26 protein-coding genes and 1 pseudogene are annotated in these 26,091 nt (G+C 54.9%); 2 read left to right on the forward strand and 25 right to left on the reverse strand.

What is annotated here, in order from left to right; translation table 11 throughout:
• Positions 1 to 10 precede the first annotated feature (10 nt).
• The 12 genes from BQ8011_RS07845 to BQ8011_RS07900 form a co-directional block, all read right to left on the reverse strand.
• The gene (locus tag BQ8011_RS07845; RefSeq protein ID WP_072456147.1) at positions 11 to 511 is read right to left on the reverse strand and encodes a CinA family protein; all 501 of its coding nucleotides are present in this window, start codon (positions 509 to 511) and stop codon (positions 11 to 13) included.
• Entirely contained in the window at positions 501 to 1,100 is a 600-nt protein-coding gene (locus tag BQ8011_RS07850; protein WP_072456148.1) for a regulatory protein RecX, read from the reverse strand. Before BQ8011_RS07850 ends, BQ8011_RS07845 begins: the two co-directional genes overlap by 11 nt.
• 3 nt (positions 1,101 to 1,103) lie before the next feature.
• Positions 1,104 to 2,195 (reverse strand): recombinase RecA, encoded by a 1,092-nt coding sequence (recA, locus tag BQ8011_RS07855; protein WP_072457750.1) that lies wholly within the window; start codon positions 2,193 to 2,195, stop codon positions 1,104 to 1,106.
• Positions 2,196 to 2,396: 201 nt separating this feature from the next.
• A complete protein-coding gene (locus BQ8011_RS07860; RefSeq protein WP_034501636.1) occupies positions 2,397 to 2,645 on the reverse strand; it encodes a DUF3046 domain-containing protein in 249 nt (82 codons plus the stop codon).
• The gene (locus BQ8011_RS07865) at positions 2,642 to 3,058 is read right to left on the reverse strand and encodes a helix-turn-helix domain-containing protein (protein ID WP_407639765.1); all 417 of its coding nucleotides are present in this window, start codon (positions 3,056 to 3,058) and stop codon (positions 2,642 to 2,644) included. The genes BQ8011_RS07860 and BQ8011_RS07865 overlap by 4 nt, the downstream gene beginning before the upstream one ends.
• A gap of 102 nt (positions 3,059 to 3,160) precedes the next feature.
• The gene (pgsA, locus tag BQ8011_RS07870) at positions 3,161 to 3,805 is read right to left on the reverse strand and encodes a CDP-diacylglycerol--glycerol-3-phosphate 3-phosphatidyltransferase (protein WP_231945298.1); all 645 of its coding nucleotides are present in this window, start codon (positions 3,803 to 3,805) and stop codon (positions 3,161 to 3,163) included.
• Positions 3,806 to 3,825: 20 nt separating this feature from the next.
• Positions 3,826 to 6,510: a DNA translocase FtsK gene (locus BQ8011_RS07875; protein ID WP_072456150.1), complete on the reverse strand. Its 2,685-nt coding sequence runs from the start codon at positions 6,508 to 6,510 to the stop codon at positions 3,826 to 3,828.
• A 63-nt stretch (positions 6,511 to 6,573) separates the two neighbouring features.
• Positions 6,574 to 7,512, reverse strand: a complete 939-nt coding sequence (locus BQ8011_RS07880) for a PfkB family carbohydrate kinase (protein WP_072456151.1) — start codon at positions 7,510 to 7,512, stop codon at positions 6,574 to 6,576.
• Between the two features lie 53 nt (positions 7,513 to 7,565).
• The gene (locus BQ8011_RS07885) at positions 7,566 to 9,257 is read right to left on the reverse strand and encodes a ribonuclease J (protein WP_072456152.1); all 1,692 of its coding nucleotides are present in this window, start codon (positions 9,255 to 9,257) and stop codon (positions 7,566 to 7,568) included.
• A gap of 49 nt (positions 9,258 to 9,306) precedes the next feature.
• Positions 9,307 to 9,864, reverse strand: a complete 558-nt coding sequence (locus BQ8011_RS07890) for a GNAT family N-acetyltransferase (RefSeq protein ID WP_072456153.1) — start codon at positions 9,862 to 9,864, stop codon at positions 9,307 to 9,309.
• Positions 9,861 to 11,195 carry a M16 family metallopeptidase gene (locus BQ8011_RS07895; protein WP_072456154.1) on the reverse strand — a complete coding sequence of 445 codons (1,335 nt, stop codon included), beginning with the start codon at positions 11,193 to 11,195 and terminating at the stop codon, positions 9,861 to 9,863. The genes BQ8011_RS07890 and BQ8011_RS07895 overlap by 4 nt, the downstream gene beginning before the upstream one ends.
• On the reverse strand, positions 11,192 to 11,803 hold the full coding sequence (locus BQ8011_RS07900) for a superantigen-like protein SSL4 (RefSeq protein WP_072456156.1): 612 nt from the start codon (positions 11,801 to 11,803) through the stop codon (positions 11,192 to 11,194). Before BQ8011_RS07900 ends, BQ8011_RS07895 begins: the two co-directional genes overlap by 4 nt.
• A gap of 167 nt (positions 11,804 to 11,970) precedes the next feature.
• Here BQ8011_RS07900 and BQ8011_RS07905 point away from each other — a divergent pair, with 167 nt between their 5' ends.
• Positions 11,971 to 12,681 carry a LacI family DNA-binding transcriptional regulator gene (locus tag BQ8011_RS07905; RefSeq protein ID WP_072456158.1) on the forward strand — a complete coding sequence of 237 codons (711 nt, stop codon included), beginning with the start codon at positions 11,971 to 11,973 and terminating at the stop codon, positions 12,679 to 12,681.
• Between the two features lie 41 nt (positions 12,682 to 12,722).
• Here the strand turns inward: BQ8011_RS07905 and BQ8011_RS07910 are convergent, their stop codons facing one another.
• Genes BQ8011_RS07910 through BQ8011_RS07925 form a run of 4 tightly spaced genes read right to left on the reverse strand, consistent with a single transcriptional unit; the run spans position 12,723 to position 15,995 of the window.
• Positions 12,723 to 13,019: a ferredoxin family protein gene (locus BQ8011_RS07910; protein WP_072456160.1), complete on the reverse strand. Its 297-nt coding sequence runs from the start codon at positions 13,017 to 13,019 to the stop codon at positions 12,723 to 12,725.
• A 13-nt stretch (positions 13,020 to 13,032) separates the two neighbouring features.
• Positions 13,033 to 14,337, reverse strand: coding sequence for an FAD-dependent oxidoreductase (locus BQ8011_RS07915; protein WP_009407930.1), 1,305 nt, complete (start codon positions 14,335 to 14,337; stop codon positions 13,033 to 13,035).
• 8 nt (positions 14,338 to 14,345) lie between these two features.
• Positions 14,346 to 15,218 (reverse strand): electron transfer flavoprotein subunit alpha/FixB family protein, encoded by an 873-nt coding sequence (locus BQ8011_RS07920; protein ID WP_072456162.1) that lies wholly within the window; start codon positions 15,216 to 15,218, stop codon positions 14,346 to 14,348.
• A gap of 15 nt (positions 15,219 to 15,233) precedes the next feature.
• Positions 15,234 to 15,995 (reverse strand): electron transfer flavoprotein subunit beta/FixA family protein, encoded by a 762-nt coding sequence (locus BQ8011_RS07925; protein WP_072456164.1) that lies wholly within the window; start codon positions 15,993 to 15,995, stop codon positions 15,234 to 15,236.
• Between the two features lie 146 nt (positions 15,996 to 16,141).
• Between BQ8011_RS07925 and BQ8011_RS07930 the strand changes: the two genes are divergently transcribed.
• Entirely contained in the window at positions 16,142 to 16,774 is a 633-nt protein-coding gene (locus BQ8011_RS07930; protein WP_072457755.1) for a TetR/AcrR family transcriptional regulator, read from the forward strand.
• On the opposite strand, the gene BQ8011_RS07935 is transcribed toward BQ8011_RS07930, so the two are convergent.
• From BQ8011_RS07935 to caiA (BQ8011_RS07975), 9 genes and pseudogenes are all read right to left on the reverse strand, one after another.
• Positions 16,735 to 17,412, reverse strand: a complete 678-nt coding sequence (locus BQ8011_RS07935) for an MBL fold metallo-hydrolase (protein ID WP_072456166.1) — start codon at positions 17,410 to 17,412, stop codon at positions 16,735 to 16,737. The two genes, BQ8011_RS07930 and BQ8011_RS07935, sit on opposite strands and share 40 nt — an antisense overlap.
• A 3-nt stretch (positions 17,413 to 17,415) precedes the next feature.
• Entirely contained in the window at positions 17,416 to 18,804 is a 1,389-nt protein-coding gene (locus BQ8011_RS07940) for an MFS transporter (protein ID WP_072456168.1), read from the reverse strand.
• 19 nt (positions 18,805 to 18,823) lie between these two features.
• Entirely contained in the window at positions 18,824 to 19,699 is an 876-nt protein-coding gene (locus BQ8011_RS07945; RefSeq protein WP_009407924.1) for a MaoC/PaaZ C-terminal domain-containing protein, read from the reverse strand.
• Between the two features lie 11 nt (positions 19,700 to 19,710).
• Positions 19,711 to 21,267 carry an AMP-binding protein gene (locus BQ8011_RS07950; protein WP_072456170.1) on the reverse strand — a complete coding sequence of 519 codons (1,557 nt, stop codon included), beginning with the start codon at positions 21,265 to 21,267 and terminating at the stop codon, positions 19,711 to 19,713.
• A gap of 3 nt (positions 21,268 to 21,270) precedes the next feature.
• Positions 21,271 to 22,491, reverse strand: coding sequence for an L-carnitine CoA-transferase (caiB, locus tag BQ8011_RS07955; RefSeq protein WP_072456172.1), 1,221 nt, complete (start codon positions 22,489 to 22,491; stop codon positions 21,271 to 21,273).
• A 19-nt stretch (positions 22,492 to 22,510) separates the two neighbouring features.
• Positions 22,511 to 23,644 carry a crotonobetainyl-CoA dehydrogenase gene (gene caiA, locus BQ8011_RS07960; RefSeq protein ID WP_009407921.1) on the reverse strand — a complete coding sequence of 378 codons (1,134 nt, stop codon included), beginning with the start codon at positions 23,642 to 23,644 and terminating at the stop codon, positions 22,511 to 22,513.
• A 41-nt stretch (positions 23,645 to 23,685) separates the two neighbouring features.
• Positions 23,686 to 24,666, reverse strand: a complete 981-nt coding sequence (gene aes, locus BQ8011_RS07965) for an acetyl esterase (protein WP_072456174.1) — start codon at positions 24,664 to 24,666, stop codon at positions 23,686 to 23,688.
• Between the two features lie 28 nt (positions 24,667 to 24,694).
• Positions 24,695 to 24,991 (reverse strand): hypothetical protein, encoded by a 297-nt coding sequence (locus BQ8011_RS07970; RefSeq protein ID WP_234952153.1) that lies wholly within the window; start codon positions 24,989 to 24,991, stop codon positions 24,695 to 24,697.
• A gap of 43 nt (positions 24,992 to 25,034) precedes the next feature.
• Positions 25,035 to 26,051: pseudogene (caiA, locus tag BQ8011_RS07975) on the reverse strand (crotonobetainyl-CoA dehydrogenase); the annotation flags it as partial.
• Between the last annotated feature and the right edge of the window lie 40 nt (positions 26,052 to 26,091).

A 26,091-nucleotide genomic window follows, 5' to 3' on the forward strand; every position in this document is an offset into this window, starting at 1 on the left:
GTCGGAAATTCTAACGTGCCGAGGCCAAAAGTTCCGTCTTGAGAAGATCATTGAGAAGTGCAAGTGCGCCACACACCGCACCTGCTCGCACCTGATCGCGTTCCCCCGACAGATTCAGCTGCCGTGAAGTACTTCCTCCGTTCCATGCACACGCAACAAAAACAGTGCCGGCCGGGCGCCCATCCGAGGGTCCGGGACCGGCAACTCCAGTCGTTGAGAGTGCAAAATCTGAATCCATGAGTGTGCGAACCCCGATGGCCATCTGCTTCGCAACTTCCGGATCAACCGGCCCGGTAGCTGCTAGCCTCTGCTCACTGACTTCCAACACGGAGTGCTTCGTATCTGTTGCATAGGTGCATACTCCCCCGCGAAATACGTGAGAGGCACCCGGCACTTCAACGAATGCGGCTGCAAGTAAGCCACCCGTTAGAGATTCAGCGACGGCGACAGTTTTCTTGCGCACCTCTAGTAAACGCAGCAGTTCCGCGCAGGAGACTTCTTCACAGCTCACCGTAGTCCTCACTTTCAAGAAGCTCTTCAATCACGCGAATACACACGTGAGGCGGGTACCCCTTTCGAGCAAGCATTGAAAAGAGGCGCCGACGAATTACCTGTCGATCACGCATTGTCAGTGAGCGTATCTTCTTTTCTGCCAATGCATGCGCCCGAGAATACTCCTCTTCGACATCAATTTCTGAGAGTACTTGGGCGATAATCTGCGAGGAAAGCCCCTTACGGGAAAGATCCATCTTGAGTGCAGATCCAGTTTTGCCTCCGGCTTCAAAACGTCCCCGAGCAAAAGCGCGAGCAAACGCAAGGTCATCAACAAGACCAAGCTCTACCAAGCGTTCAATCACCTTGTCGGCGGTCTCAGTGGAAAACCCCCGCGAAGTTATTGCACTTTCGAGCTCGTGTCGTGAGCGAGCGCGCACATCAAGTTGACGAAGCGCAACTTCTTTTGCAGCGTCAAATGCTGCTTTACCTTCTAGGGCAGCATTGCGTTCGCGCATAAGAGCCTGTCGCTGGGCGGGGCTACGAGTGCGCTCGCGCGGACGCACATCTTCCTCAGATGTTGTTTCCGGGTCGTAGTAGCGGACCATTGACTAGAAGCCGGCGTCCTCGATCGAGGAATCCATTTCAACAGCAGCGACATCATCTTGAGGCTGGTCCTGAAGACCAATTCCTAGAGAGACAAGAATCTTCTGTTCAATTTCATCTGCAAGCTCAGGATTATCAGACAAGAACTGGCGTACATTTTCCTTGCCCTGTCCAAGCTGGTCATCCCCGTAGGTGAACCATGAACCGGATTTACGAATAATCCCAGTTTCGACGCCCATATCAATGATGGAGCCTTCTCGTGAAATGCCCTTACCGTAGACAATGTCGAACTCAGCCTGCTTGAAAGGCGGAGCCATCTTGTTCTTAACGATCTTTGCACGTGTCCGGTTTCCAACCGGCGCGCCTGCTTCCTTGAGCGTCTCAATCCTACGAACGTCAATGCGGACGGAAGCGTAGAACTTCAGCGCCTTACCACCGGTTGTTGTCTCTGGGTTGCCGAAGAAAACACCGATCTTTTCACGCAGCTGGTTGATGAAAATGGCAGTGGTTCCCGTGGCTGAAAGGGCACCGGTAATCTTACGCAGAGCCTGGCTCATCAAACGCGCCTGCAAGCCAACGTGTGAATCCCCCATTTCGCCTTCAATTTCAGCTTTGGGAACAAGAGCTGCAACCGAGTCAATGACAATGATGTCGATGCCTCCGGAGCGGATGAGCATGTCGGCAATTTCAAGAGCTTGTTCGCCGGTGTCAGGCTGAGAGACAAGAAGATTATCCGTATCGACACCAAGGGCGCGCGCGTAGACCGGATCCAGTGCGTGTTCGGCATCGATGAAGGCTGCATTACCTCCAGCCTTTTGTGCACTGGCAACAGCGTGCAAGGCGACAGTGGTCTTACCAGAAGATTCTGGACCGTAGATTTCGATGACTCGACCACGTGGCAAACCACCAATTCCCAGCGCAACATCCAACGCTAAAGAACCGGTAGGAATCACCTGAACGGGCGGACGCGAGTCGTCCCCCAGTCGCATGACGGACCCTTTGCCAAACTGTTTATCAATTTGCGACAGGGCGAGTTCCAAAGCCTTATTGCGATCCCCATTAGCTGATGATGAGGAACCCTTACGTGGTGCTGCCATGGTGGTACCTTTCGTCGAAGCCTCTCCGGCCATTACTGTCCTGGTCTATGCAGTAGATCCCCTCTCCGAGGCCTACTCAGTGAAGTTATGCTCGACCACTGGCATTTGCGAACAGTTTTCTTCTTCTGTGGAAAACTTGCCCACATTTCACTGCTTCCACAGAATAAATGGAACAGATGTTCGACGCACGTCGACACGCCACTAACGACGAATCGCCCGACGCAGCTTTTCGCGATCTTTCGAATTCATGCGATGCACCCAACGCACCGCCTCGTCACTGCCACTCTCACGCACAAGCTCCCCCCACACCTCGTCCGGGGAAATACCCTGCTCCAGCGCCTCGACACAGGTCGCACGTAGCGCAGGCAGATATAGGTCTGCCGTCAACGAGCGTCCAAGAGTTGCCCCAAAGACCTCGTCGACGGCATCCCAAAACTCTGACAGTGTCACGAGATCAAAGCCACCGAAAGCATGTCATCGGGCACCGTATCGGGAACAACAGTTCCGTCAAGGAGGGCCATACGCTCTGAAACCTCGCGGAGGATGTACCACAAAGGAACACCGAGAGCTACGCTAATTGCTTCAAGAAGTTCCGAAGAGGCTTCTTTCTGACCGCGCTCGACCTCGGAGAGATAACCCAAAGACACCTGCGCATCCGAAGAGACCTCACGAAGGGTACGCCCCTGCTTGCGGCGGATTTCACGCAGCACATCACCAATTTCTGTGCGCAAGAGAGGCGCAACCGGTGCCGTCTGAGAAAGCGTCATAGATTGACGATAGCCCGTCTGGGCAACCTTATGCATCGTCGATTCATTCAATGGACGCGCAGACATCGGCACAGTGTTCTTCTGCTTCTTCATCATGTCCATCCTAACGTCATCTCATCGTGTTGTATTCCCACCATACACGACAAATATCAAAGTTGCGCCAGTCGCACTCAACTTTGATGGTGGGGATCAGCTCCCCTATTCAGCATCTTCGACCGGGTTCTCCTCGTTATCACGAGCAAGACGCATCCCCTCGCGAACGTAGGCAACACCGGACCATAGAGTTGCGGCAAGAGCTGCACCAGCGACACACAGCGCGGTCATCAGGCCAAACGAGGCCCATGGCTTATTTGCCATATTAAGCGCCAAGAAGTAGTCCCACGGAATCAACAGCAAGAAAATAGCCAGCACCTGAAGGAAAGTCTTAATCTTCCCTGATTGCGAAGCCGCAACAACAATTCCGCGCTTCAAGAAGAAGGCTCGCATGACCGTAATCCCAAGCTCGCGAATGGCTACCAGAATCGTGAACCACCACGGTAAGACTCCTTGAATACTCAGGATGACAAAAGCGCTCAGAGTCAAGGCTTTATCCGCAATGGGGTCCGCGACGCGCCCAAAGTCAGTCACGAGGCCGTAGGCGCGCGCAATCTTTCCATCAAGTTGGTCAGTACCTGCGGCGACACAAAAGACCACAAGCGCCCACCACTGTGCACTCCACAGATCCTGAAACTTGAGGTAGATAAAAACCGGTACCAGGATCAAACGCAAAACGGTAAGTGCATTCGGCAGATTGATCGCAGAGACCTTCGCATGACGCTCGACACGCGACACGTGAGTAGCCACCGATTATGCCCCTTTGCTGTCTATCGTCCTGTCAGTTGCCAGGCGTCTTCGTTGTCTTCAGGCTCTTCGTCAACCCAGTCAGTCCTACCACCGAAGTCGTGCCCCAAGTAGGGATCTGAATGAGACGTACTTCCATCGTACTCGTCCTGAGGCCCGTTAGACGACTGTTCAGTAAAAATCTGTGTAACTTCTTCTTGAACCGCGGGGGTTTGCGAAGGAGTTTCGGGGGAGGTTTCACCTCGCAGCATTGCTAAAACTTCGGGAAGTTGCTCGGGAGAAACAAGAACCTGGCGCGCCTTTGATCCCTCAGAAGGACCGACAATTTCACGCGATTCCAGTAAATCCATCAAGCGGCCTGCTCGCGCAAAACCAACGCGAAGCTTTCGTTGAAGCATCGACGTCGAGCCGAGCTGCGTAGAAATGACGAGCTCTGCTGCTGCGAGAAGATCATCAAGATCATCGCCAATATCCTCAGCGACCTTCGCGGTCTTTGCGGGAGCGAGGACATCAGGCCTGTACTGAGCCTGCATCTGTTCCTTGACGTGAGAGACAACGGCATGAATCTCAGATTCGGTCACCCACGCACCCTGGACACGCATCGGCTTGCTTGCTCCCGAAGGCAGGTAAAGAGCATCGCCCTGACCGATCAGTTTCTCCGCACCCGGCTGGTCCAAGATCACTCGAGAGTCTGCTAGAGAGGAAGTCGCAAAGGCCAAACGTGAGGGAACATTTGCCTTAATCAAACCGGTCACAACGTCAACTGAGGGACGCTGGGTCGCCAGCACCAAGTGAATACCGGCAGCACGCGCCAACTGGGTAATACGCTGAACCGAAGCTTCCACGTCTCGCGGAGCAACCATCATCAAATCCGCGAGCTCATCGACGACAACAAGGAGATAGGGATAGGGGCGCAATTCGCGGTTCAGGCCCGGCAATGCCTTAACTTGACCGGCGGAGACAGCCTTATTGAAATCGTCAATGTGCTTGAAGCCGTAGGTCGCAAGATCATCGTAGCGTGCGTCCATCTCCTTGACGACCCATTCCAAAGCCTCTGCTGCCTTCTTCGGATCAGTAATGATCGGGGAAATCAGGTGCGGGATGCCCTCATAAATCGTCAATTCCACACGCTTGGGGTCAACAAGGATCATCCGCACTTGTTGAGGGGTCGCACGCATCATGATCGAAGTGATCATTGAATTGACGAAGGAAGACTTACCAGAACCGGTCTGGCCGGCAACCAAGAGGTGCGGGGTCTTCGCCAGGTTGGTGACAACGTAGCCACCTTCAACGTCTTTACCGACACCGACAACCAGCGGGTGCTGGTTACGTTGCGCCGCTCCAGAACGTAAGACGTCGCCGAGCGCGACGGTTTCACGGTCAGAGTTCGGAATCTCAATACCGATTGCTGACTTTCCAGGAATCGGCGCCAGAATACGTACATCTGCCGAAGCGACGGCATAGGCAATATTCTTTGAAAGATTTGTCAGGCGATCAACCTTCACACCCGGACCAAGCGTGACTTCATAGCGAGTGACTGTCGGGCCTCGAGAAAAGCCCGTAACCTGCGCATCCACGTTAAATTCAGCAAAGACTTGACGAAGAGACTGAACGACCTGGTCATTCACTGCCGAACGAGTCTTGTGCGGAGCTCCTCGAACCAAAAGCTCACTCGAAGGCAAGGTATAGGACAGTGTTTCATCCAGCTCTGCCTGGAATCCTCCGGCAGGTTCTTCCGTGTGCGCAGGAGGTTCAGGATCAGAGTGTTCTTCGATGTTTTCGGTAACAGAGAGCGCAGGAACCTGCATAGCTTCAGTCGGCGCATCCATTGGCGCAGGCCTTGCCTTCTGCGCAGTCCCTTCCTGCTCCGAGGCCGACGGCATAAGTCTGGTGCGCTCGGCATCCACGCGCTTGGGTGCGTCCTCCTCGGTAGAGGGTTCAACCGCGCGGCGGAATTCCTCGTCCCCATCATAGGAATCGAGGAAGGGATCATCTCCTGCAGCCAGAGAACGACGCGCCTCTTCACGCGCGCGAGCAACCGGATCAGCCTCGTCTTCCGGCTTCGTTTTCTTTGCGAGGCGGTTGATGAGATCTCGGATCAACCCTGGGACCTGGGCAACCTGGGTCCGCGTTGCAAGCAAAATCGAGTAGGCAAAGAGCAACAGAAGGATCGCTGCGGCTCCCCATGACGAGAGCATCAAAACCAGTGGGCGGGCAATAAACCATCCGAGAATTCCACCAGCCGTTTCAATGGACTGGGCAGAATCAAACGTGGGGTTTCCCTTACTGACGTGGACAAGTCCCGTGAGGGAGAAAACGATCCCCAGGCAACCCGCGACTCGGTGAGGAAGAGCTGAATTTCCCGCGCGTACTCGAACGAGTTCGACAGAAAAGGCAACAAGAATGATTGGCAGTACAACTGAGAAAATCCCGACAAACCCAGCGGCCGCGTGATGGATAAAATCACCGGCTTGCCCTGAAATACCAAACCACTCACGTAAAGCAACAAGAACAGCTGCGGCCATCACAACAAAAGCCAAGGCATCGCGCTTTACCTGGGCATCAGTTGCGCGCCATGCGCGAATCATTGCAAGAAAGCCGCGACCAATTCCAGAAAAGATACGAGCAAGAAGCCCTGGGGTCGTGGTGGACTTCCCGGATCGCGAAGAAGATTTCGAAGATGCTGAAGATGGGGATTTTCGTGCCATGGTAGGAAAACGCTACCGCTGGAGAGGAACAAAACCCTGAAGGCACGCCGAAATTCAGCGTTCCTAATGCGTCACATCACCGTGTTTCATCACTGCATCAATCTGTTCCCAGGTGGGAACAGGAAGTGCCGATTCGTGTGCGATAGTAATTGCCGCAGCTGCGTTAGCCATTCGAGCAGCTTCAACGTGATCATGACCAAGGAGCAATGCTGCACACATTGTTGCAATGTGTGTATCTCCAACCCCCGCAGTATCGACCGTATTTGCTTCATAAGCAGGCAGGCTGATTTTTTTGCCGGTTTCCTTGAGAAAGACTTCGCATCCCATGACGCCGAGGCGACGGACGATGACTGCATCCTCCCGCGTAGCATCTTGCAGACTCATTCCAGGTTCATAGCCGCCAAGAATGTCCGAAAGAGTTCCTGCTTCGCGAATATTGCGCGAAATAATGTCCGCGCGCCTCAGGATACGCAACCACACTGAAGCTGGGACCTGAGCAACGGAGGGTGAGGCAGAAACGACCAGGGTAATTCCCTTTGGAAGATTTTCCGCCCACCCTACAAGAACTTCAGCGCTCATCTCACTGACGAGGTCAGAACCCGAGATGTGCACGAGATCCCCATCGTGAAGATCCAACTGATCGAGAGATTCACGAGAAGGCTCCGATTCAACCCCTGTCGTCACGATTGAGGTCATCGAGCCATCATCTTCAATCAGTTGAATCGCAACCCCGATATCACCGACGAGCTCCGGAATCAGGATCTTGACTCCGGCCTCGGCAAGAAGTTGACGAACCATGAAGGAATTCGGCCCCGTCCCCAGCGGAGACGCGGTTGCGGTGGGAACCCCAAGCTTCGCTGCTGCGCACAAAGTCGTGAATCCGCCGGCAGGAAGAGAGGTCGCCGTCGCCGCATGGATGGAACCGCCGCGCTCAGGCAATTTGGAGATGCGCATTGGAAGCGAGAGAACAACCGAATGCGTCGAGATGAAACGACCGCTCATAGTTCTACCCTACCTTTAATTCCAGATTGTCTGAGCTCACTCACACCAAAAATCTACTGTTCGACAACAACCGGGACAATCATCGGACGACGGCGCAGGTGACGACCAACCCAGCGCCCAATGACCCGGCGCATTGCCTGTTGCAGAATATGAGGATCGACATTTCCGCCAGCAGCCGCTTCTTCCAGGGCTGCCGTTACATCGGGAAGAATCTCATCGAATACCGAGGAATCTTCGGCCATGCCGATCGCGCGAATCGTCGGCGATGCCAAAACCATTCCAGATTCACGCTCGACAACGGCGTACACGCTGACGAAGCCTTCCGATCCCAATGTACGTCGAGTCGCCAATTCGTCTTCGGAAATCTCCCCAATGGAAGAACCATCGACGTAGATGTACTCGCAGGGAACTGCACCGACCACTCGGGCATGCCCATCGCACAGATCAACGACAACGCCATCTTCTGCAAGAACAACATTCTCGGGCTTCACACCAGTGAGAACAGCCAATTGGCCATTAGCAACAAGGTGGCGAATCTCCCCGTGAATAGGCATGACATTTGCAGGCTGAACGATGTTGTAGCAGTAGATCAATTCACCGGCAGCAGCGTGACCGGACACGTGGACCTTCGCATTGGCCTGGTGAACGACCTTTGCACCCAAGCGAGTCAGGTCATTGATCACCCGATACACAGAATTTTCATTCCCGGGAATCAACGAAGAGGCAAAAATGACTGTATCCCCTGGATCTACACTGACAAACCGGTGTGATCCTTGAGAGATCCGTGAAAGCGCAGCCATCGGTTCACCCTGGGAACCGGTGGCCATAAATACGCGCTGGTTTGCAGGAAGAAGAGAAATTTCGTTGGAGTCCACGATCAAGCCATCAGGAATGGCAAGGTAGCCTTTTTCCTGAGCAATACGCATATTGCGTTCCATCGAGCGCCCAACAAGAGCAACGCGGCGCCCGTGACGAGCGGCTGCATTGAAGACCTGCTGAACGCGGTGAACGTGGGAAGCGAAAGATGCGACGACAATCTGCCCCGTGGCCTCGGCAAAAACCTGATCGAGAACAGGACCGATCTCACGCTCAGGGGTAACGAAGCCCGGAACTTCCGCGTTGGTCGAGTCCACCATGAACAGATCGACGCCTTCTTCACCGAAGCGGGCGAAAGAACGCAAGTCCGTGAGGCGATGGTCCAAGGGAAGCTGGTCCATCTTGAAATCGCCGGTGATCAGGACTTTTCCGGCGGGAGTGCGCACGAAGAGTGCAAGAGCGTCAGGAATCGAGTGCGTGACGGCGACGAATTCACAGTCGAAAGGACCGATCGCCTGACGATCCCCTTCGGCGACAACGCGCAGGTTATCGGCGCAGAGACGATGCTCGCGAAGCTTGGGTTCAACGAAAGCCAGAGTCAAATCTGAACCGTAAATCGGAATATCTTCGCGCAACTTGAGCAGATAGGGAACCGCGCCAATGTGGTCTTCATGACCATGGGTGAGCACCATACCAACGATGTCGTCCAAACGATCTTCAAGCCAAGAGAAATCAGGCAAAATCAGATCGACACCAGGCTGGGATTCTTCCGGGAAAAGCACTCCACAATCAACGACGAGGAGTTTGCCGTCAAACTCCAACACGTTCATGTTTCGTCCGACTTCTCCCAAGCCGCCCAAGGGGACAATCCGGAGGCTTCCCTTTTCCAAGGGGGCAGGTTCGGGCAAGTTGTCGTACAGAGGCATCATGCAATAAGTGTGCCACGTCTAGACTTTCCCGGCCCACTCGGAACACAAGCTAGGAGCGAAGTGCCCACCACAAGTGCTCATCACGCTGGACCTGCAGCGTCTGATCCAACATGAACGAGCGCTTGAGTCCTGCCGGCAAAAAACCACTTCCTTGAAGGAAACGGAGCATCAGCGTATCTTCGGGTGCCACCCACATTCGAAGGGAGGCGGGTTGGAGGGTATCTACAATCGCTGCAAGCAAACGCGATCCGTGGCCGCTTCGACGGAAGCTGCGATGAACATAGAGCGTTGTCATTTCTACCCCAGCTGGGATTTCCTTTGTCTGCCCAAGTTCAAGAGACTGAAGCGGCGCAGAGATGGTCGAGATCAAACCAACGGAGCTTTCCCCTTCGAGGGCAACGAAAGTGTGCCCTAAATCCGCGTTCTCGCCCTGCGTGGAAAGGGTACGTTCCCACAGCTCGCGAGTATTTCCCAGCACGTGGCCTCGAAGCGGATGGTCAACAGGAAGGGAACACGCGTTAAAGATCTCCGTGAAAGACTCTTGCGCAAGAGCAGCAATCGCGTTCACATCGCTCAGGCGCGCAGGACGAACACTTCGCTTCGTCACTGACGCTCCCCCGGCAAGACTTCGGCGGTGAAGACACTTCGCCCAGCGAGTTCTTCCGCTAGCGCGCGAACCTCCTCAGCTTGAACTCTTTCAATACGAGCGAGAGCGGCATCAACCGTGAAATAACGACCATTGAGTTCGGAGCGTCCCAGTCGCGACATTCGCGAGAGGGTATCCTCCAAGCCCAGAGCCATTCCACCTCGAAGCTGCCCACGCACGCGAATGAGTTCTTCCTCGCTTGGACCGTAAATTGCGAGTTTCTCCAACTCTCCAAGCATGAGTTTTTCAACTTCAGTAATTCGTTCAGGTGAAGTCCCCGCATACATTCCCCATGCACCCGCGTTCGAATAGGCGGAATCAAATGCATAGGTCGAATAGGCAAGACCACGCTTCTCACGAATTTCTTGGAAGAGACGGGAAGACATTGAACCGCCCAAAATCGATAGTAAAACCGACATGACAGGACGACGATCATCTCCAGCACGCATGGATGGCCCGCCGACGATGACGTGTGCCTGTTCAATATGACGGTAACGAGTCACGCGTTCGGGCTGATATTCATTGCTTTCAGTCATCTGCGTTGAACGTCGTGGCCTGGGGCTTTGAGCCCGTGAAAGCTCTTCAGACCAAGCACCGCTCAGAGAGTGGCAAACCTTCTCGACAATTTCGTCGTGATTGACGTCCCCCGCTGCTGCAATGATCAGCGAGGAAGGAGCGTAAATACGCTGGTAGTAGTCCCAGACATCATCCCGTCTAACGCTCCTCATGGTCTCTTGGCTTCCCCCCACGGGTCGCCCCAGTGAGTTATCACCAAAAACTGCAAGCTGGTATGCCTCGTGAACAACCTCGGGAGGGTTGTCCTCTGACATCGCGAGTTCATCCAAAATGACGCCGCGTTCGGTTTCAAATTCATCGGGGTCAATGAGCGATCCTGAGATCATGTCACCGAGGACATCAATGGCCATCGCCGTGTCATCACTGAGGACTCGAGCCCAGTAGTTTGTATGTTCTTTTCCGGTTTCAGCGTTCGACTCACCCCCGACAGCATCGAATGCCTGCGCGATATCAAAAGCACTGCGCCGAGCGGTGCCTTTAAAGAGGAGATGTTCAAGAAAGTGCGTCGAACCTGCACTGTCCTGGTCTTCATCGCGCGAACCCGCGCCCACCCACCAACTCAGTGCTAGAGAACGAGTCGCCGGGATCTTTTGAGTGATAATGCGAAGTCCGTTGTCGAGGACGCTTCGAGTCACCGTCGATCCCGAATCCTCCCACTGTTGCCCGCCGTCGCCGGTTGATTCCAGCGGGAGCACCCGGAATTCGTCGTTGGTCATAAACGTTCCTTTTTCTCTTCTGACGAGGCCTCTTCTGCGTTTGCGCGAGGGGCCGGCTGTGGCTTCGAGCTAGCTGAGGGGACAGGAGGGACAGCGGAAGCGGAGGGGCGCGCGGTTGGGGCCGAGGCCTCGGCAGGGGAAGGCTTCGCGGTAGAAGATGCCCTCTTCAACGCGGCCTGGTTCAAGGCGTGCGCGTCTTCAGCGGTTCGCGGGATTCCTCCGGTAAGACCAACGATCAAAAGAACCAGGGAGACGATCGCTTGTATCGCGAAATAGCACGCCATCCAGCGCAGTCCGACTTCCATTCCTTGGAAGGAAGAAACCATTGCGCTCAGGTAGCAAAATCCTCCCGCCACAGCGCTCAGGAAGAGTGCCCACGCGTAGAAACGACGCGCGGAAGTCTTGGTGATCATGCGAGCGAGTGCTGCGATCATGCACGTTGCAAGCGCGGGTACGGCAACAATGATGAGTGCGCTCAAGGATACTGAAGCGATCTTTCCTGGTTCTGAACGATCAAAACCCGAGAAAGTACCGACGATGAGCCACGCAAGTACGTCGAAGATCATCAGTACTCCGCAAACAATCGTGTCCGTCAGGCGCCGCAGCATTTCTCCTCCTTCTGTCGCCTGATGACCAGCTTAATATGCACGCGTGCAAGGTGCAGTCTCCCTATGCACAGGGAATTGCCCCATCGGCGTGTTTCCACAAGTTATTGGCTCTGCACCCGGCAGGCGTGCGATTACGGCACAGTATTGGCCAAAGAAAGGTGGCTCTCATGGACAAAACACCAACAATGTCCGACGTTGCTCTTCTTGCTGGAGTATCGGTGGGAACCGTCTCGCATGTTCTGCGCGGAAGCGTTCACGTCAGCGACGCGCTCACCCAGCGCGTTCACGAGGCAGCAGAAACTTTGGGATACAGCGTTGATCCATCCGCCCAAGCACTGCGCATGGGCTATCAAAACATCGTTGGTGTCGGGCTTTTAGGCGCACGCAAAGAAGTGGAACAGGCCGCCTGCACTTTCCTTCTTCCTTTTGCCCGGGAACTCCGACGATACGGCATGGAAGCACTGGTCCTCTCCCCCACTCATTCTCCCGTCAAAGACTTGTGCTTGGAAGACTTCACAGAGCTTGTCATGCGCGCGAAACGATCGCACTTGCATTCGCTCCTCATATGTCTCGACACTGAATTTTCCTCGTGTCCATCTATCAACGCTGAAGCACACGTGGCGGGGACGGATAAGCAGCGATTCATTCCGATAGGTCAAAGCATCTCAGGTACTCGGGCTCTTCCCATATTCGAGGTTCATCTAAATGCTCATGGCATCCAAGGACCCCGTGGAGAGAAAAGGTCTGCATCACTTGAATGGCGCCCACTACGCGTAGGCAGTGATTCTGCAGAGGGCCATTCCCTCACCCGCGGGAATATCGCCGATTGTATTGCGGCAATTATGGATTCAAGGGACACAACAAGAGTGGTGGGTTGAAAGCAGACGCTTTCAACCCACCACTTCAAACGGAGAAGCCCTTAGCCTTCTCGGAACATGATCCCGAAACCGCTCCTGGGATAGTGCCACTTCAAGACACCTTTAGGGGCAATGGCCAAGCAGGTACCGCATTCTAAACATGCGGCATATTCCACTCCAACGGTCCCGTCCTCTTCTACCGAGTAGACATGTGCTGGGCAGATTCGCTCCAAGAGCTTGCCAGCGCCGGTGGCACGAGCCCGCTCCTGGTCGACCTCGATATGAGATTCTTCCTCGTCAAGGTTGTAAGTGTTACGCGAAAGACGCGCGGGAACACTCTCAATTTTCAATGTGCTCATTGTTCCTCCTGCCTCACAGTGCCTTGATACCGGCCAAGCCGTCACTGATGAGATCACGCAAACGCAAGCCAGAAGCCTTGAACGCATCCATCGCGACCTTCATGATGTGGCGACGCGGGCGAAGATCATGGTTGAAGACTCCGTAGAAAACCTCTGCAGCAAGGCGTCCATAGTCCTTGTACATACGAGGACGCTCAAGGAAAGCAGGGGCCTTCGCGTAGGTCTGCATGTCCTGCCCGACGAAGGAAGATTTCAACTCGCTGAGGTAGCGATCCATCGCTGCCTGAGAGAAATCGCCGGATTCAAGGGCAGCATGAACCGCCGTTGAAGCCGCTAGCGCAGAACCCGCAGCAAGATCCATCCCTCGAATGGTCAAACCAGTGTTAAGAGTGAATCCAGCTGCATCGCCAATAATCACCAACCCCGGACGGGTGAGATCGTGGGTCACCATCTGAGGCCCATCTTCAATGGTCAGGTGGCACCCGTACTCAAGCAATTCGCCGTCTTCAAGAAGAGGAGCAATTGCCGGATGAGTGAGCAGGTGATCATGGACATCCGAAGAAGACAAGCCCGATGCTTCCAAATCATCAAGACGCATGACAACACCGATAGAGACGGAATCTTTATTGGTGTACATGAAAGCTCCACCTGCAACGCCCTGCGTCGCATCCCCAACCATGGCGTAGGCTGCACCGCAGTTATCACGCACATTGAAGCGATCTTCAAGGACCTTCTCGGGAAGAGCGATCACAGACTTTACACCCACTGCAAGGTGTTTCTTCGGCTCTTTAGCGCGGATCCCCGCCTGCTGGGCAATGAAAGAGTTCACCCCATCTGCGGCAACCACAACGTGGGAGCGCAGCTCATCTTCTCCAGCACGAACACCAACAACCTGTCCGTTTTCGATGATGAGGGAGTCAACCTTCACACCCGGCATCACGGTGACACCGGCTTCCTCACACTTCTCGCTCAGCCACAAATCAAGCTTTGCACGCAACACTGTGACTGCATTGGCGGGCTCAGCAAGACGCTGATCCCAGTAGTCAATGTTGACCGCTGACTTTTCATTGAGCAGGCTGACGATGTTACGCGTGATTCGACGTTCTACAGGAGCTTCATTTACAAAGTCCGGGAAGACCTGTTCCATTACTCGGCAGTAGAAAACACCACCCGAGAGATTCTTGGAACCGGGTTCCATCGCACGCTCAATGAGAAGGACCTCGTGTCCTTGTCCGGCAAGAGTGTAGGCGGCAACACAACCGGCTACACCTCCACCGATGACGATGACCTCGAAATCAACCTCTACTTCTTCAGACATACTCTTCCTCAGGAAAGTGCTGCGGTGATCGCAGGCAGAACATCATAGAGGTCGCCCACGATTCCGTAGTCAGCAACCTCAAAGATCGGGGCATTGGCATCACTATTGACGGCAACAATGACCTTCGATTCGGACATGCCCGAGGTGTGCTGAACCTGACCGGAGATACCAGCAGCAAGGTAAAGATCCGGAGCAACGTGCATGCCGGAAACACCAACATAGCGATCCTTGGACAGCCACGCGGTTCCTTCAGCAAGAGGACGGGAGCAAGCAAGCTCGGCGCCCAGTGCTGCGGCTAGGTTGCGGGCGATCTGCAGATCTTCCTCGGCCTTGAAGCCACGACCGGCTGCGACGATACGACGCGCGGCAGCAAGGTTGGCGGGGCCCGAACCAGCGGGCTCCACAGCGCTCACGCTTGCCCCGTAGTGTTCTTCCGAACCGGCCTCGGGCGCAACTTCTCCACCCTCGACGGGGGCTCCACCTTCGAGGACGACAACAGCACCACCGGGGAAGGAAATGCTTTCCTGCGTCAGACCACCAAAGCGCGACACCTCGGCTTCGCCAGCGGAAACGCGCAGCGCACCGTTGATGAGGGGAAGGCCAAGGCGAGCGGCGACAGCACCGGCAAGGACGCGCTCAACGGGACGGTTCGCGGCGAAGATGATATCTGCGCCAGCGGCTTCCAACACAGTGTTCACCGCGGGGGCAAAAGCCTCAAGAGGCGCATTGCTTCCACGACCGATGGTCACAACGCGGTCAACACCAGCGATGCCGGTGGCCTCATCGCCAAGAGCGATGACGGTAACGGGACCGATTGCGCGTGCGGCCTCGACGAGGGACGCAATCTGATTCGATGTCGTAATGATCCATGCGTTAGTCATTGTCCAAGTCCTTTCTCAGAGCACACCAGCGCTACGAAGCGCCTCAACCAGCTTCACAGCGGCGTCGTCACCACTGAGAATTTCCTTCTTACGTTCCTGAGCAACCGGGCGCAGACGGCCGGTAACCTCAACGGAAATCGGCTTGACACCCAGATCAGCAAGAGCAACGGTGTCCATCGGCTTCTTTCCAGCCTGCAGAACATCCTTCATGCCGGGAACCTTGACGGTCGCAGCATCTGTCGTCACGGCAACGACGACGGGGCCATCGACATTAATCGTTCGAGTTCCAGAGGCGGTAGCCTGCGTGATGGTCCACCCATCTCCGTTGGCCTCGACCGCGGAAACCTCCTGGAAGCAGGGCCATCCCAGGTAACCGGCGACCAGAGCAGACATCATCTTGGCGGACTCGTCAATCGAAGAATCACCCGTCAAGAGGATATTCGCGCCTTCGACCTTGTGAACCAGATTGGCAAGCGCTCCTGCAACTGCAGTGGCGTTCAGATCACGAACGGCATCATCGGCGACGACCAACGCACGGTCGAATCCGCGCGAAAGAGCAGCCTTTTTTGCCATTGAGGAGGACACCTGTGCGTCTCCTACGGAAATGCCAACGAGCTCTTCGCCCTTAGCATCTGCGACAGCGCGTGCCACCTGAATGGCAACCGGGTCGTATTCACTCACCGTGGCCTTCGCACGCGACCAGTCAACGACACCATCAGAACCCACGGTTGTATCCTGCGGGTTCGCAGCGTACTTATACGCGACAACGATACTCATCGTGTCCTTCTCTCTTGAGTGTTGTTTTCGGATAGATACAGGGAAGACTCCCCAATTTTCCTCAGCTCCCGAAAAGCGCACGCATTAACCCGCAAGGTGCGAGTAATATGGCGCTTACCAGCAGCTATGAAAGAAAGGTGCAAGTCGTGCCGAATCCTCGACAAGACGCGCCCAAAGTTGGTCGACCGCGCGATGAAGTGGTCGAAACCAAGATCATCGAAAGTGCCCTGACACTCTACGGAGAGGTCGGCTGGGCCGCTTTCAACCTGACCAAGGTCGCCAGCGCTGCCGGAGTGGGCAAATCCAGCATTTACACACGCTGGGAAACCCGCGATGACCTCCTGAAGGACGCCTTCGCGCGATTGGTTCGTTGCCCTGGCCCACGCGGGAATAGCGCGCGGGAAGTTTTGATGAACGAGGCCGAGTTCCGCCTTCGCGAGTACCTTGGCCCGAATCGTCGGGCAGTTCGTCGCCTGTTCGTCGAGGCCGGTGAAACAAACGATCCGACGATCGCGCTGATTCACAACCAGATCTTCATTACCCCTTTGGGTGCGATTCGCACGCGCTTGTGGGAGTTCAAGAGCGCGGGGCAGATTAAGGACACCCTGTCGGTTACCCGCCTGCTTGACGCGGTTGAAGGCTCGGTTCTGATGCGTACCTTCTGCCTGCCCGATGACTACATCGACTGCTTCATGCTGAAGGTTCCGCGTTACCTTGAAGCTTTGATTGACGATCAGCTTCATGGCAATCTCAATTCGTCATTACGCGCAGTATCCTGAGCCAATTCACGCGGGCAAAGAACGCGTGCCCAGTGCCTGAGCTGCGACTTTTCTGCTGCCAAAGTGGTGGCTGGACCGTGCCCGGGAAGCACGCGAAGATCCTGAGTAACCTCTGCGAGCTTCGCGCAGGAAGAGGCCATCAGTGCCTGGTCTCCCCCCGGGAAATCAGTCCGCCCAATGGTTCCAGCAAATAGCATGTCACCACTGAACAGGATCGAGTTGGCGCAATCAATCAGGCAGATATGTCCCTGAGTGTGTCCCGGGGTATCAATCACCTCAAGGCGGTCGCTCCCCCACTCAATGACATCGCCTTCCTTCAAAGACCGATCAACATGATCCACGACATAGTCGATGCCTTCGGCGTCGAATCCAGACAGGTGTAAGTCTCGCGTTCCAGCGACATCTGCAGCTCCACAGGCAACCCAGCACCCGTGTTGAGCGACAAGCTCATTGACTGCCCCGATGTGGTCGCAATGACAGTGGGTGAGCACGATACCGATGACGTCCAGGTCCTGCGTCCATTGCTGAAGGAAGCTCGCCTGGTCGCCCGGGTCGACAATAATCGTCCCGCCTTCATTCGTTAGCGCGTAACAATTCGTGCGGTACGCGCTCACAACCACTGAATCAATGCGATACATCGTTTAGCGCCCCTTGAAGTCCGCTGATCCTGTAACGTCCAAGCTCAGGCCCTTGGTTTCGGGGGCCCAAACGAAGGAAACACCAAATCCAAGAGCTGAAATGAGGGCACCGGCAAGCATGGTCGCAGAGATCCCGTAATCGGCGATAAATGCCGGAAGGACGAACATTGAGTAGACGGTGCCAATTCGGCTCAGAGCCATAGCAACGCCCATTGCCGAGGCGCGAATTGAGGTTGGGAAGAGCTCGTTGGGATAGAGCCACTCGAGATTGCCCGGACCGCCAGCAAGAAGTGCGTAGGCGATGAAGCAGATGGAAATCAGGACGATTCCCCCCTGCGGGAAGAAACCAATCAGGCCAAGTGCAATCGTCATGCCGAAGAAACACCAGATGATGAGCGGGCGACGCCCCACGCGTTCAGCCAAGTACATTGCGGGGAATGTACCGAGCATGAAGAAGGTGCCGATAACAAGTTCGCCGATCAGCGAATTGCGCCCCTCTCCGAGGCCAATGGAACCAACGATTGTGGGGCCATAGGTGTAGAGCGCAAACATCGGAATTGCCTGGCAGAGCCAAATCACACCAACGAAGACCACGCGACGCAGATAAACACCGCTGAAGATCTTCTTAAACTCTGTTTTTTCAGCAATCTCTTGCGCAGGAAGGCGGACATTTTCACCGAAGAGTTTCATGACAACGCGATCGGCCTCTTCTTGACGGCCCTTCGATGCCAACCACCTGGGAGATTCGGGGATATCCCAACGTCCGATAAGAATCAGCACTGCCGGAATCGCAGACGATGCCAGCATCCAGCGCCAGCCGTGAGGAGTCTCGTAAAGAGCGTAGCCCACAAGAGCCGCGACATTGGCGCCAAGGTACCATGCGGCAGCGATCATGCCCATCGACATCGCACGATGTTTGCGGGGTGAAAACTCCGCGATCATCGATGTGGCAATCGGATAATCGGCGCCGATTGCCACACCGATGAGGAAGCGCAGAGCCACTAATTGCAGAGGAGACGTAACGACGGCACACAGTGCCGACAAAACGACAATGACGATCAGGTCGAGAATGAACATCTTGTGACGACCAATGAGATCGGTCAGCCATCCTCCGACTGCGGCTCCCAAGAAAAGACCGACCAATGCGGCGATTCCCAGCAAGCCCGACATGGAATTACTGATCTCGATATCGGTACCCAGACGTGAAAGCGCCACGCCGATAATTCCTAGAACATAGCCTTCAAGGAATGGACCGCCACTGGAAAATGCGATGATGCGCCAGAGCACACCTGACATATCCAGATCTTCGAGATCTGTTACTTCCTTTTTCACTGCGTGTATCTCCTCTAACGCCTCGATAGCAAAGCTGCGGATCATCGTGTAATCACGCATCAATGCTTTCAAGGTTACTTCAGCGGTATTCGATAATCCCCCAGTTCAGATGAGGCTTTGCACCGGTGACATCGGCATCTTCGTCTACCAGCTGGAAACGGAGCTCGCCTTCTCCGACCTTCCACAGCTTCGTCTTCAGAGTGCTACCAGGCAGAACCGGCGAAGTAATGCGGGTCTTGAAACGGGTGATGCGTTCGGGTTCTCCGGGAACAAAAGCGTTGATTGCATGACGCATAACAACACCCGCGTAAGAGATCGCGTGAAGAATGGGACGAGGCTCACCGTTCTCAGCTGCATAATCCCAGTCGATGTGCTGCGGGTGATAGTCGCCTGACAGACGGTAGATCAAGGCCTGGTTCTCAGGAATACGCTCAACAACCTCGACGTCAGCCTCGCGCTCCGGCATTTCAACGATGTCCTTGGGAGGCTTGGGCCCACCCCAACCGCCGTCGTAAATCAGGCAGTCCCAGGATTCATTCGTGAAAAGCAGGTTGCCGTCCGAATCGTAGGTGTCACCAATATGCTGAGCGAGCAGGCCACGACCCTCACCACGGTCATAGAGGCCTTCAAGGCGAACCATGGTCTCCAAGTGATCGCTCATCTTGGTGATCGGCTGATGGAAGCGGATATCGAAGCCCCAGTGCAGGGAGCCCGCATAGTTGTAGCCGTAGTCGATGGTACGAGTGACCTCGGAATCCACGATGAGCATCGCACCAAACATGGGCAGAACCTTGAGCTGAGGATTACGTTCATCGTGCTCGTTGAGGTATTCGAGGCCATCCTTGCCATCGATACCTGCACCGCAGCCAAGAGCAAACAGCTCAAGATCACGGAAAGTGTAGTCACGGACGAAAGGACCGAAGGTCTGTCCGACCATATCCGTATTGATTGCCATGCCTGTTCCTTTCACAGGGTTTTGAGTAATTCTTTATTGACTTTGCCGTATTCACCGCGAGGCAGCTCATCAATGATTCGTACCTCGTTGGGAACTTTGAAGGAGGACAGTCGTTGGCGGCAAAACTCCAACACACTGTCAGGGCTCAGGCTCTTACCCGGGTGGAGGGTAAGGAAGGCATGAATATCTTGCCCGCGAATGGGGTTGCGAACTCCAACGACCGCCGCGTCGCTGACTTCGGGGATTTGGCGTAGAAGGTTTTCGATTTCTCCCGAGGTCACCGACTCACCGTTGCGCTTGATGAGGTCGTGCCGCCGATCGACGAAGAAAAGCCATCCATCAGGGTCAATGTATCCCCAGTCACCGGTGTGATACCACCCATCGATAACTGCCTCCCCCGTCGCATCGGGGCGCTTCCAGTACCCCTGCATGAGCGAGATTCCCTTCTCGCCACGAATGCAGATTTCACCATTGCGTCCCTGCGGTACTTCTGCTCCAGACTGATCACAAATCTTGAGCTCGTAATCCGGACCAACCTGTCCCACCGAAGGCCAGCGCCTCTCCCCCACGGGGGGATCGGTGACAACTCCAACCAAGGTCTCAGTCGACCCATAGTTATTGAGTAGTGGAACGGCAAAACGCTTTTCAAAGCGTTCTTTATCTTCATCAGACAAGATGAGGAAATAGTGCATCTGACGCACGCAGTGGTTCTGTTCTTCTGGATCCACGGGTTGAGCAAGCAAGGTCATGACAATCAATGCCATCCCCTGAACCAAAGTCGCTCGGGTCTGACACACCGATTTCCAGAAACGATGCGCACTGTAACGACTCAGAAGAATCAGAGTTGCGCCGGCGGTAATGACTGGAATGAAAGCCGAGAGCTGGAAGTTCACGTGACTGGCGACCATGGATGTCGCATAGCGATCATCACTGGTCATCGCCAGTTCCCAGTTGACATATTTTCCTGAAAACACGGCGTTAGCATGAGTGATCATGACACCTTTAGGAGACGAAGTCGTCCCGGAGGTGAACATAATTTCCAGAAGACTCAGCGCTTCAAGCTGCGGATCATAATCCAGCTGCGGTGAGCAGGTCCGACTGAGAGCAGATAGAGAAGACTCCCCCTCACCTGCATCACTGCCTACCAAGAGCACCTGAGCTTCCGAGGCCAACACGGCCTCGTCGAGGGTCAGCGAGCACCCTCGGGTACAAATCACCGCGCGAGCACCACTGGCATCAATCAGCCCCGCAAGCTCAAAAGAAGTCCCCTTCGTGTCCAAGGGAACGATGACCGCACCGATCTTCGCAATCGCCAAAAAGCATTCGATGAACTCGATGCTATTTGGCAGGTAAAGTGCGATGCGGTCACCGCTGCGAAAGCCCAGCTTAAGAAGGGCATTCGCATATCGATTCACTTGTTCATCTGTCTGACGGTAGGAGCGTTCCACACGCACACCAGCGCACACATCCTCAAAAATGAGGAAGCTGCGTTCTGGGGCTGCATTAACTGCATCCTCCCAGATGACGCGCAGATTAGTGCGCGAGTGAATCTCATCCCGAATGGTCACGAATCAGTCCTCTTCGGCGAACTTGATGGAACCGGATGCCTTGAAACGCTCGATATCCTCATCCGAGAAACCACTGCGCTGGAGGACATCTCGAGTGTCTTCACCCAATGCGGGCATCGGACGCCAGAAACCACCGGGGCGATGCGCAAAACGAGGAACCGTATTCAGGCCCTTGATCGTCTCCCCTTCGCGGTTCTCCCACTCCATGAAGTTTCCACGCAGTTTAGTGTGTTCTTCGGCCAAGAGGTCGTCGAAATCCAAGCACTTCTGAGCCGCGATCTTGTGGGCAACAAAATCTGCCTCGACATCGTCAACATTCTGGGTGAGCAGGTACTCTTCCAGTTTTTGTTCGATTAACGAGGCCTTGGGGCCGTCAAGCCACAGCGCTGAGGTGTCCTCGGGATATTCTTCTGTTCCCCACAGATCCCCCAGACCAATCACCTCGAGCAGGTACTTGTTCTGAGGAACGCCGTAGCAGCACAGGCCCAGGATTCCATCCTTGGTCTTGTACTGGCCGATCGCGCACAGGTTCTGATGGCGTGCGCCCGCACGCGGGTAGAGCACGCCCTTATTCATGTAGTCGATCATGTAGTAGGCGCCGACGCGCAGCATCGTTTCATACATTGCGACGTCGATCGACTCACCTTCTCCGGTGCGCTGGGCGCGGAAGACCGCAGCCAAGGCAGAAGAAATCACCATGAGCGAGTTGAAGTAGTCGCCTGTGTAGGGAGCTGCCGTCATTGCTTCTTCAGGGGTACCGTTTTGGTACACGTAACCCGAATAATCCTGGACGGTCAGGTCATATGCCGCGGAGTGAACACGCTTGGGATCACCAACGTGGCCGAAACCAGAAACGTGCACAATGACCAGACGGGGGTTGACCTCCCACAGGAACTCATCGGTGATTCCCTTTCGTGCCCACACAGGGCCCTTCGAGGACTCAATGAAGATATCCGCATCCTTGACGAGCGCGCGGATAATCTCTTTTCCTTCATCCGTGAAAGGATTCATCGAGATGGAGCGCTGATTGCGTCGTTCCATTTCCTTGACGAACTCGGTATCACGCACAGAGTCGCCACTGTAGGTGTTCTCAATCCAGGTGATATCGGCACCCCACTCCGACATGATTTCGCATGCGGTAGGAACAGCAATTTCCACTGCTGAGTAAACGACTTTCAGGCCGTCAAGGTTGCCGTAGGACGGCTTATCAACGGGTAATGACATCAGATAAACCTCCCGCCGATCAGCGGTATTCCTTCAGAGCTGCACGGCCTGCGGTGAGGATCATCATTTCGTCAGTACCACCGCTGACGCGGTCAACACGCAGGTCGCGGAACATACGCTGGACACGGTGTTCACCGGTAATACCGACGCCTGCCAGAACCTGCAGGGCATTGTCGACGACCTCAAATGCTGCGTGTGCGCAGTAGTACTTCGCCATGGAGCAATCACCACGGCCAAGCAGACCGTTATCGTGCTTCCACGCGATTTCGTAGAGCATGTTGCGCATATTGGTGAGCGCAACCTTCATGTCCGCAAACTTGAGCTGGATGAGCTGGTGACGGGCAATTGCCTGTCCACCCTGGACACGCTGGTTGGCGTAGCGCGCGGCGTCTTCGAAGGCGCAGTAAGCCTGGCCGTAGTTGGTCAGAGCAACAAGGAAACGCTCGAGATCGAAGTCGGCAACTCCGCGGCGGAATCCATTTCCTTCGGTTCCGAAGAGGTCTTCTTCACGAAGTTCAACGTTATCGAAGTAGATATCGCAGCAGGAGTCCATGCGCAGTCCCAGCTTGTGCAGGGGTTCCTTGGTAATACCCGGCAGGGACATATCGACAAACCACTCGGTGTAGGTGTCCATATTGTCGCTATCTCGAGCCATAACAACTAGGTAGGGCACGTACTTAGAAGAAGTAATAAAGGTCTTGTGACCGTTCAGGTAGACCTTGCCGTCCTTACGGGTGTAGGTCGTGCGCATATCATCCCATGAGGATCCTGCACTCGGCTCGGTCATTGCGTAGTTGAGCATTTGCTTACCGGTGCCCACGAAGGAAAGGATCTTTTCCTTCTGTTCCTCGGTGCCCTCACGCAGAACGGTATCCCAGCAGGGAAGCTGGTAGAGAACGTAGGTGGGGCCACCGGCGCGACCCAGGGCCTCGTAAGCGGCGGTAAGCGTCACCCAATCGGCACCCAGACCGCCATTCTCCTCAGGAAGGAGGATCTGGTCAAAGCCGAGCTCGCAAATTGCCGAAACCCATTCCTGAGGGTATTCGGAGCGTTCATCGCATTCCTGGAAGTATTTCTCCCAGTTACGCGACTCCATCAATTCGGTGAACCCATCGACCATCAATTGCTGGTCTTCGCTCAGTGAAAAGTCCATTTTTACTTCCTATCGTCGGTGATATGAAATCTGTGGGTTTCTTAGATTTTGTGGTTGTGGAAGAAGTCAGCTGCCCGCCGCATTGCATCCATCGTGTCATCCAACATCCGAGAGTGATGAAGGAATGCATGGATAACCTTCGGATAGACAACGAATTCGTTATCCACTCCCGCGATATCAAGCAGTTCGTGGAGCGCCTCGGAATCATCTTTGAGGGGATCCAAGCCTGCGGCCACGATGAAACAGGGAGGGACTGCCGAAGACAGATCGTTATCCAAAATATTCACGTATGGTTCGCGAATCTTTTCAAGATCTCCAAGGTAGGCCTTGAGATAGTACTCGTAATCGGCTTCGGTGAGACCATCCCAAGGACCGCCCAGCAGTCGCATCGATCGAGAGTCACGCAACCCGTATGCTCCGTAGAAGAGCAGCATGCTCCGCGCGTTCACAGCTTTGTCGTGATCACGAAGGTAGAGCAGCGCACCGAATGCCATATTTGCACCTGCGCTGTCCCCCGAGAAGGAGACATCCTGAGGATCAATTCCCCACTCCTGAGCGTGCTGGACGATGTAGTCGGTGACGTCGGAAATTTCTTCGATCGGCTGCGGGTATTGTGCTTCCGGAGAAAGCGTATAGCCCACCGAAACGACGATGGCTCCCGTGAGCGAGGCAATTGTGCGCGTGATGCGATCGTGGGTATTGACATCGCCGATCAACCAGCCGCCACCGTGAATATAAACAATCAGGGGACGAGCAGATTCGTTGTTTTCTTCTTCCGAGGCCTGGGGGACGTAGCGGCGCACCGGGATACTCCCGTGGCGCGTTGGGACCATTCGGTCTTCCGCGCTTTCCACATGCGGACCGCCCTCGTTCCAGAAACGGCGTTCACTGCGATAGGCCTGTCGCATCTCTTCAATGCTCTGATCGGTCGAGTACGCGTCTTTTGCCAGCTCGTTTTGCTTGGCAACGACGGCGCCCATCTGTTCGCTCCACATGCTGGGAACATCAAGCTTATGTGCCACTACGTCCTCCTTCCTCAGTACGTGGTTTTCAGGCCTGGACGTTCTTCTTCTCGCGAATACGAATCACGAGAACCAGCGCGATCGCACAAACTGCTGCCAGAAGGGCTGCGCCGCCAAGGATCATGAAGATCTGATGGAACGCAGATTCTTGTGCGTCACCTGCGGCATCACGAATTGAACCAAACCAGGTGTAGGAGAAGGTATCGGGAAGGAAGCCGATGACCGAGAGCAGACCCGATGCTGTACCAAAGACCGCGGGAGCGACCTTACCTTCAGTGAGCTGCGAGGAAACAATGCCGAAGACGCCGTTGGCAATAAACGCCAAGAGGATCACCAATCCAGCAGTGAGGATAGCGTTTGCACCCGNCGGTAATACCGACGCCTGCCAGAACCTGCAGGGCATTGTCGACGACCTCAAATGCTGCGTGTGCGCAGTAGTACTTCGCCATGGAGCAATCACCACGGCCAAGCAGACCGTTATCGTGCTTCCACGCGATTTCGTAGAGCATGTTGCGCATATTGGTGAGCGCAACCTTCATGTCCGCAAACTTGAGCTGGATGAGCTGGTGACGGGCAATTGCCTGTCCACCCTGGACACGCTGGTTGGCGTAGCGCGCGGCGTCTTCGAAGGCGCAGTAAGCCTGGCCGTAGTTGGTCAGAGCAACAAGGAAACGCTCGAGATCGAAGTCGGCAACTCCGCGGCGGAATCCATTTCCTTCGGTTCCGAAGAGGTCTTCTTCACGAAGTTCAACGTTATCGAAGTAGATATCGCAGCAGGAGTCCATGCGCAGTCCCAGCTTGTGCAGGGGTTCCTTGGTAATACCCGGCAGGGACATATCGACAAACCACTCGGTGTAGGTGTCCATATTGTCGCTATCTCGAGCCATAACAACTAGGTAGGGCACGTACTTAGAAGAAGTAATAAAGGTCTTGTGACCGTTCAGGTAGACCTTGCCGTCCTTACGGGTGTAGGTCGTGCGCATATCATCCCATGAGGATCCTGCACTCGGCTCGGTCATTGCGTAGTTGAGCATTTGCTTACCGGTGCCCACGAAGGAAAGGATCTTTTCCTTCTGTTCCTCGGTGCCCTCACGCAGAACGGTATCCCAGCAGGGAAGCTGGTAGAGAACGTAGGTGGGGCCACCGGCGCGACCCAGGGCCTCGTAAGCGGCGGTAAGCGTCACCCAATCGGCACCCAGACCGCCATTCTCCTCAGGAAGGAGGATCTGGTCAAAGCCGAGCTCGCAAATTGCCGAAACCCATTCCTGAGGGTATTCGGAGCGTTCATCGCATTCCTGGAAGTATTTCTCCCAGTTACGCGACTCCATCAATTCGGTGAACCCATCGACCATCAATTGCTGGTCTTCGCTCAGTGAAAAGTCCATTTTTACTTCCTATCGTCGGTGATATGAAATCTGTGGGTTT

This window comes from Actinomyces marseillensis (assembly GCF_900155605.1).
GTDB lineage: Bacteria > Actinomycetota > Actinomycetes > Actinomycetales > Actinomycetaceae > Pauljensenia > Pauljensenia marseillensis.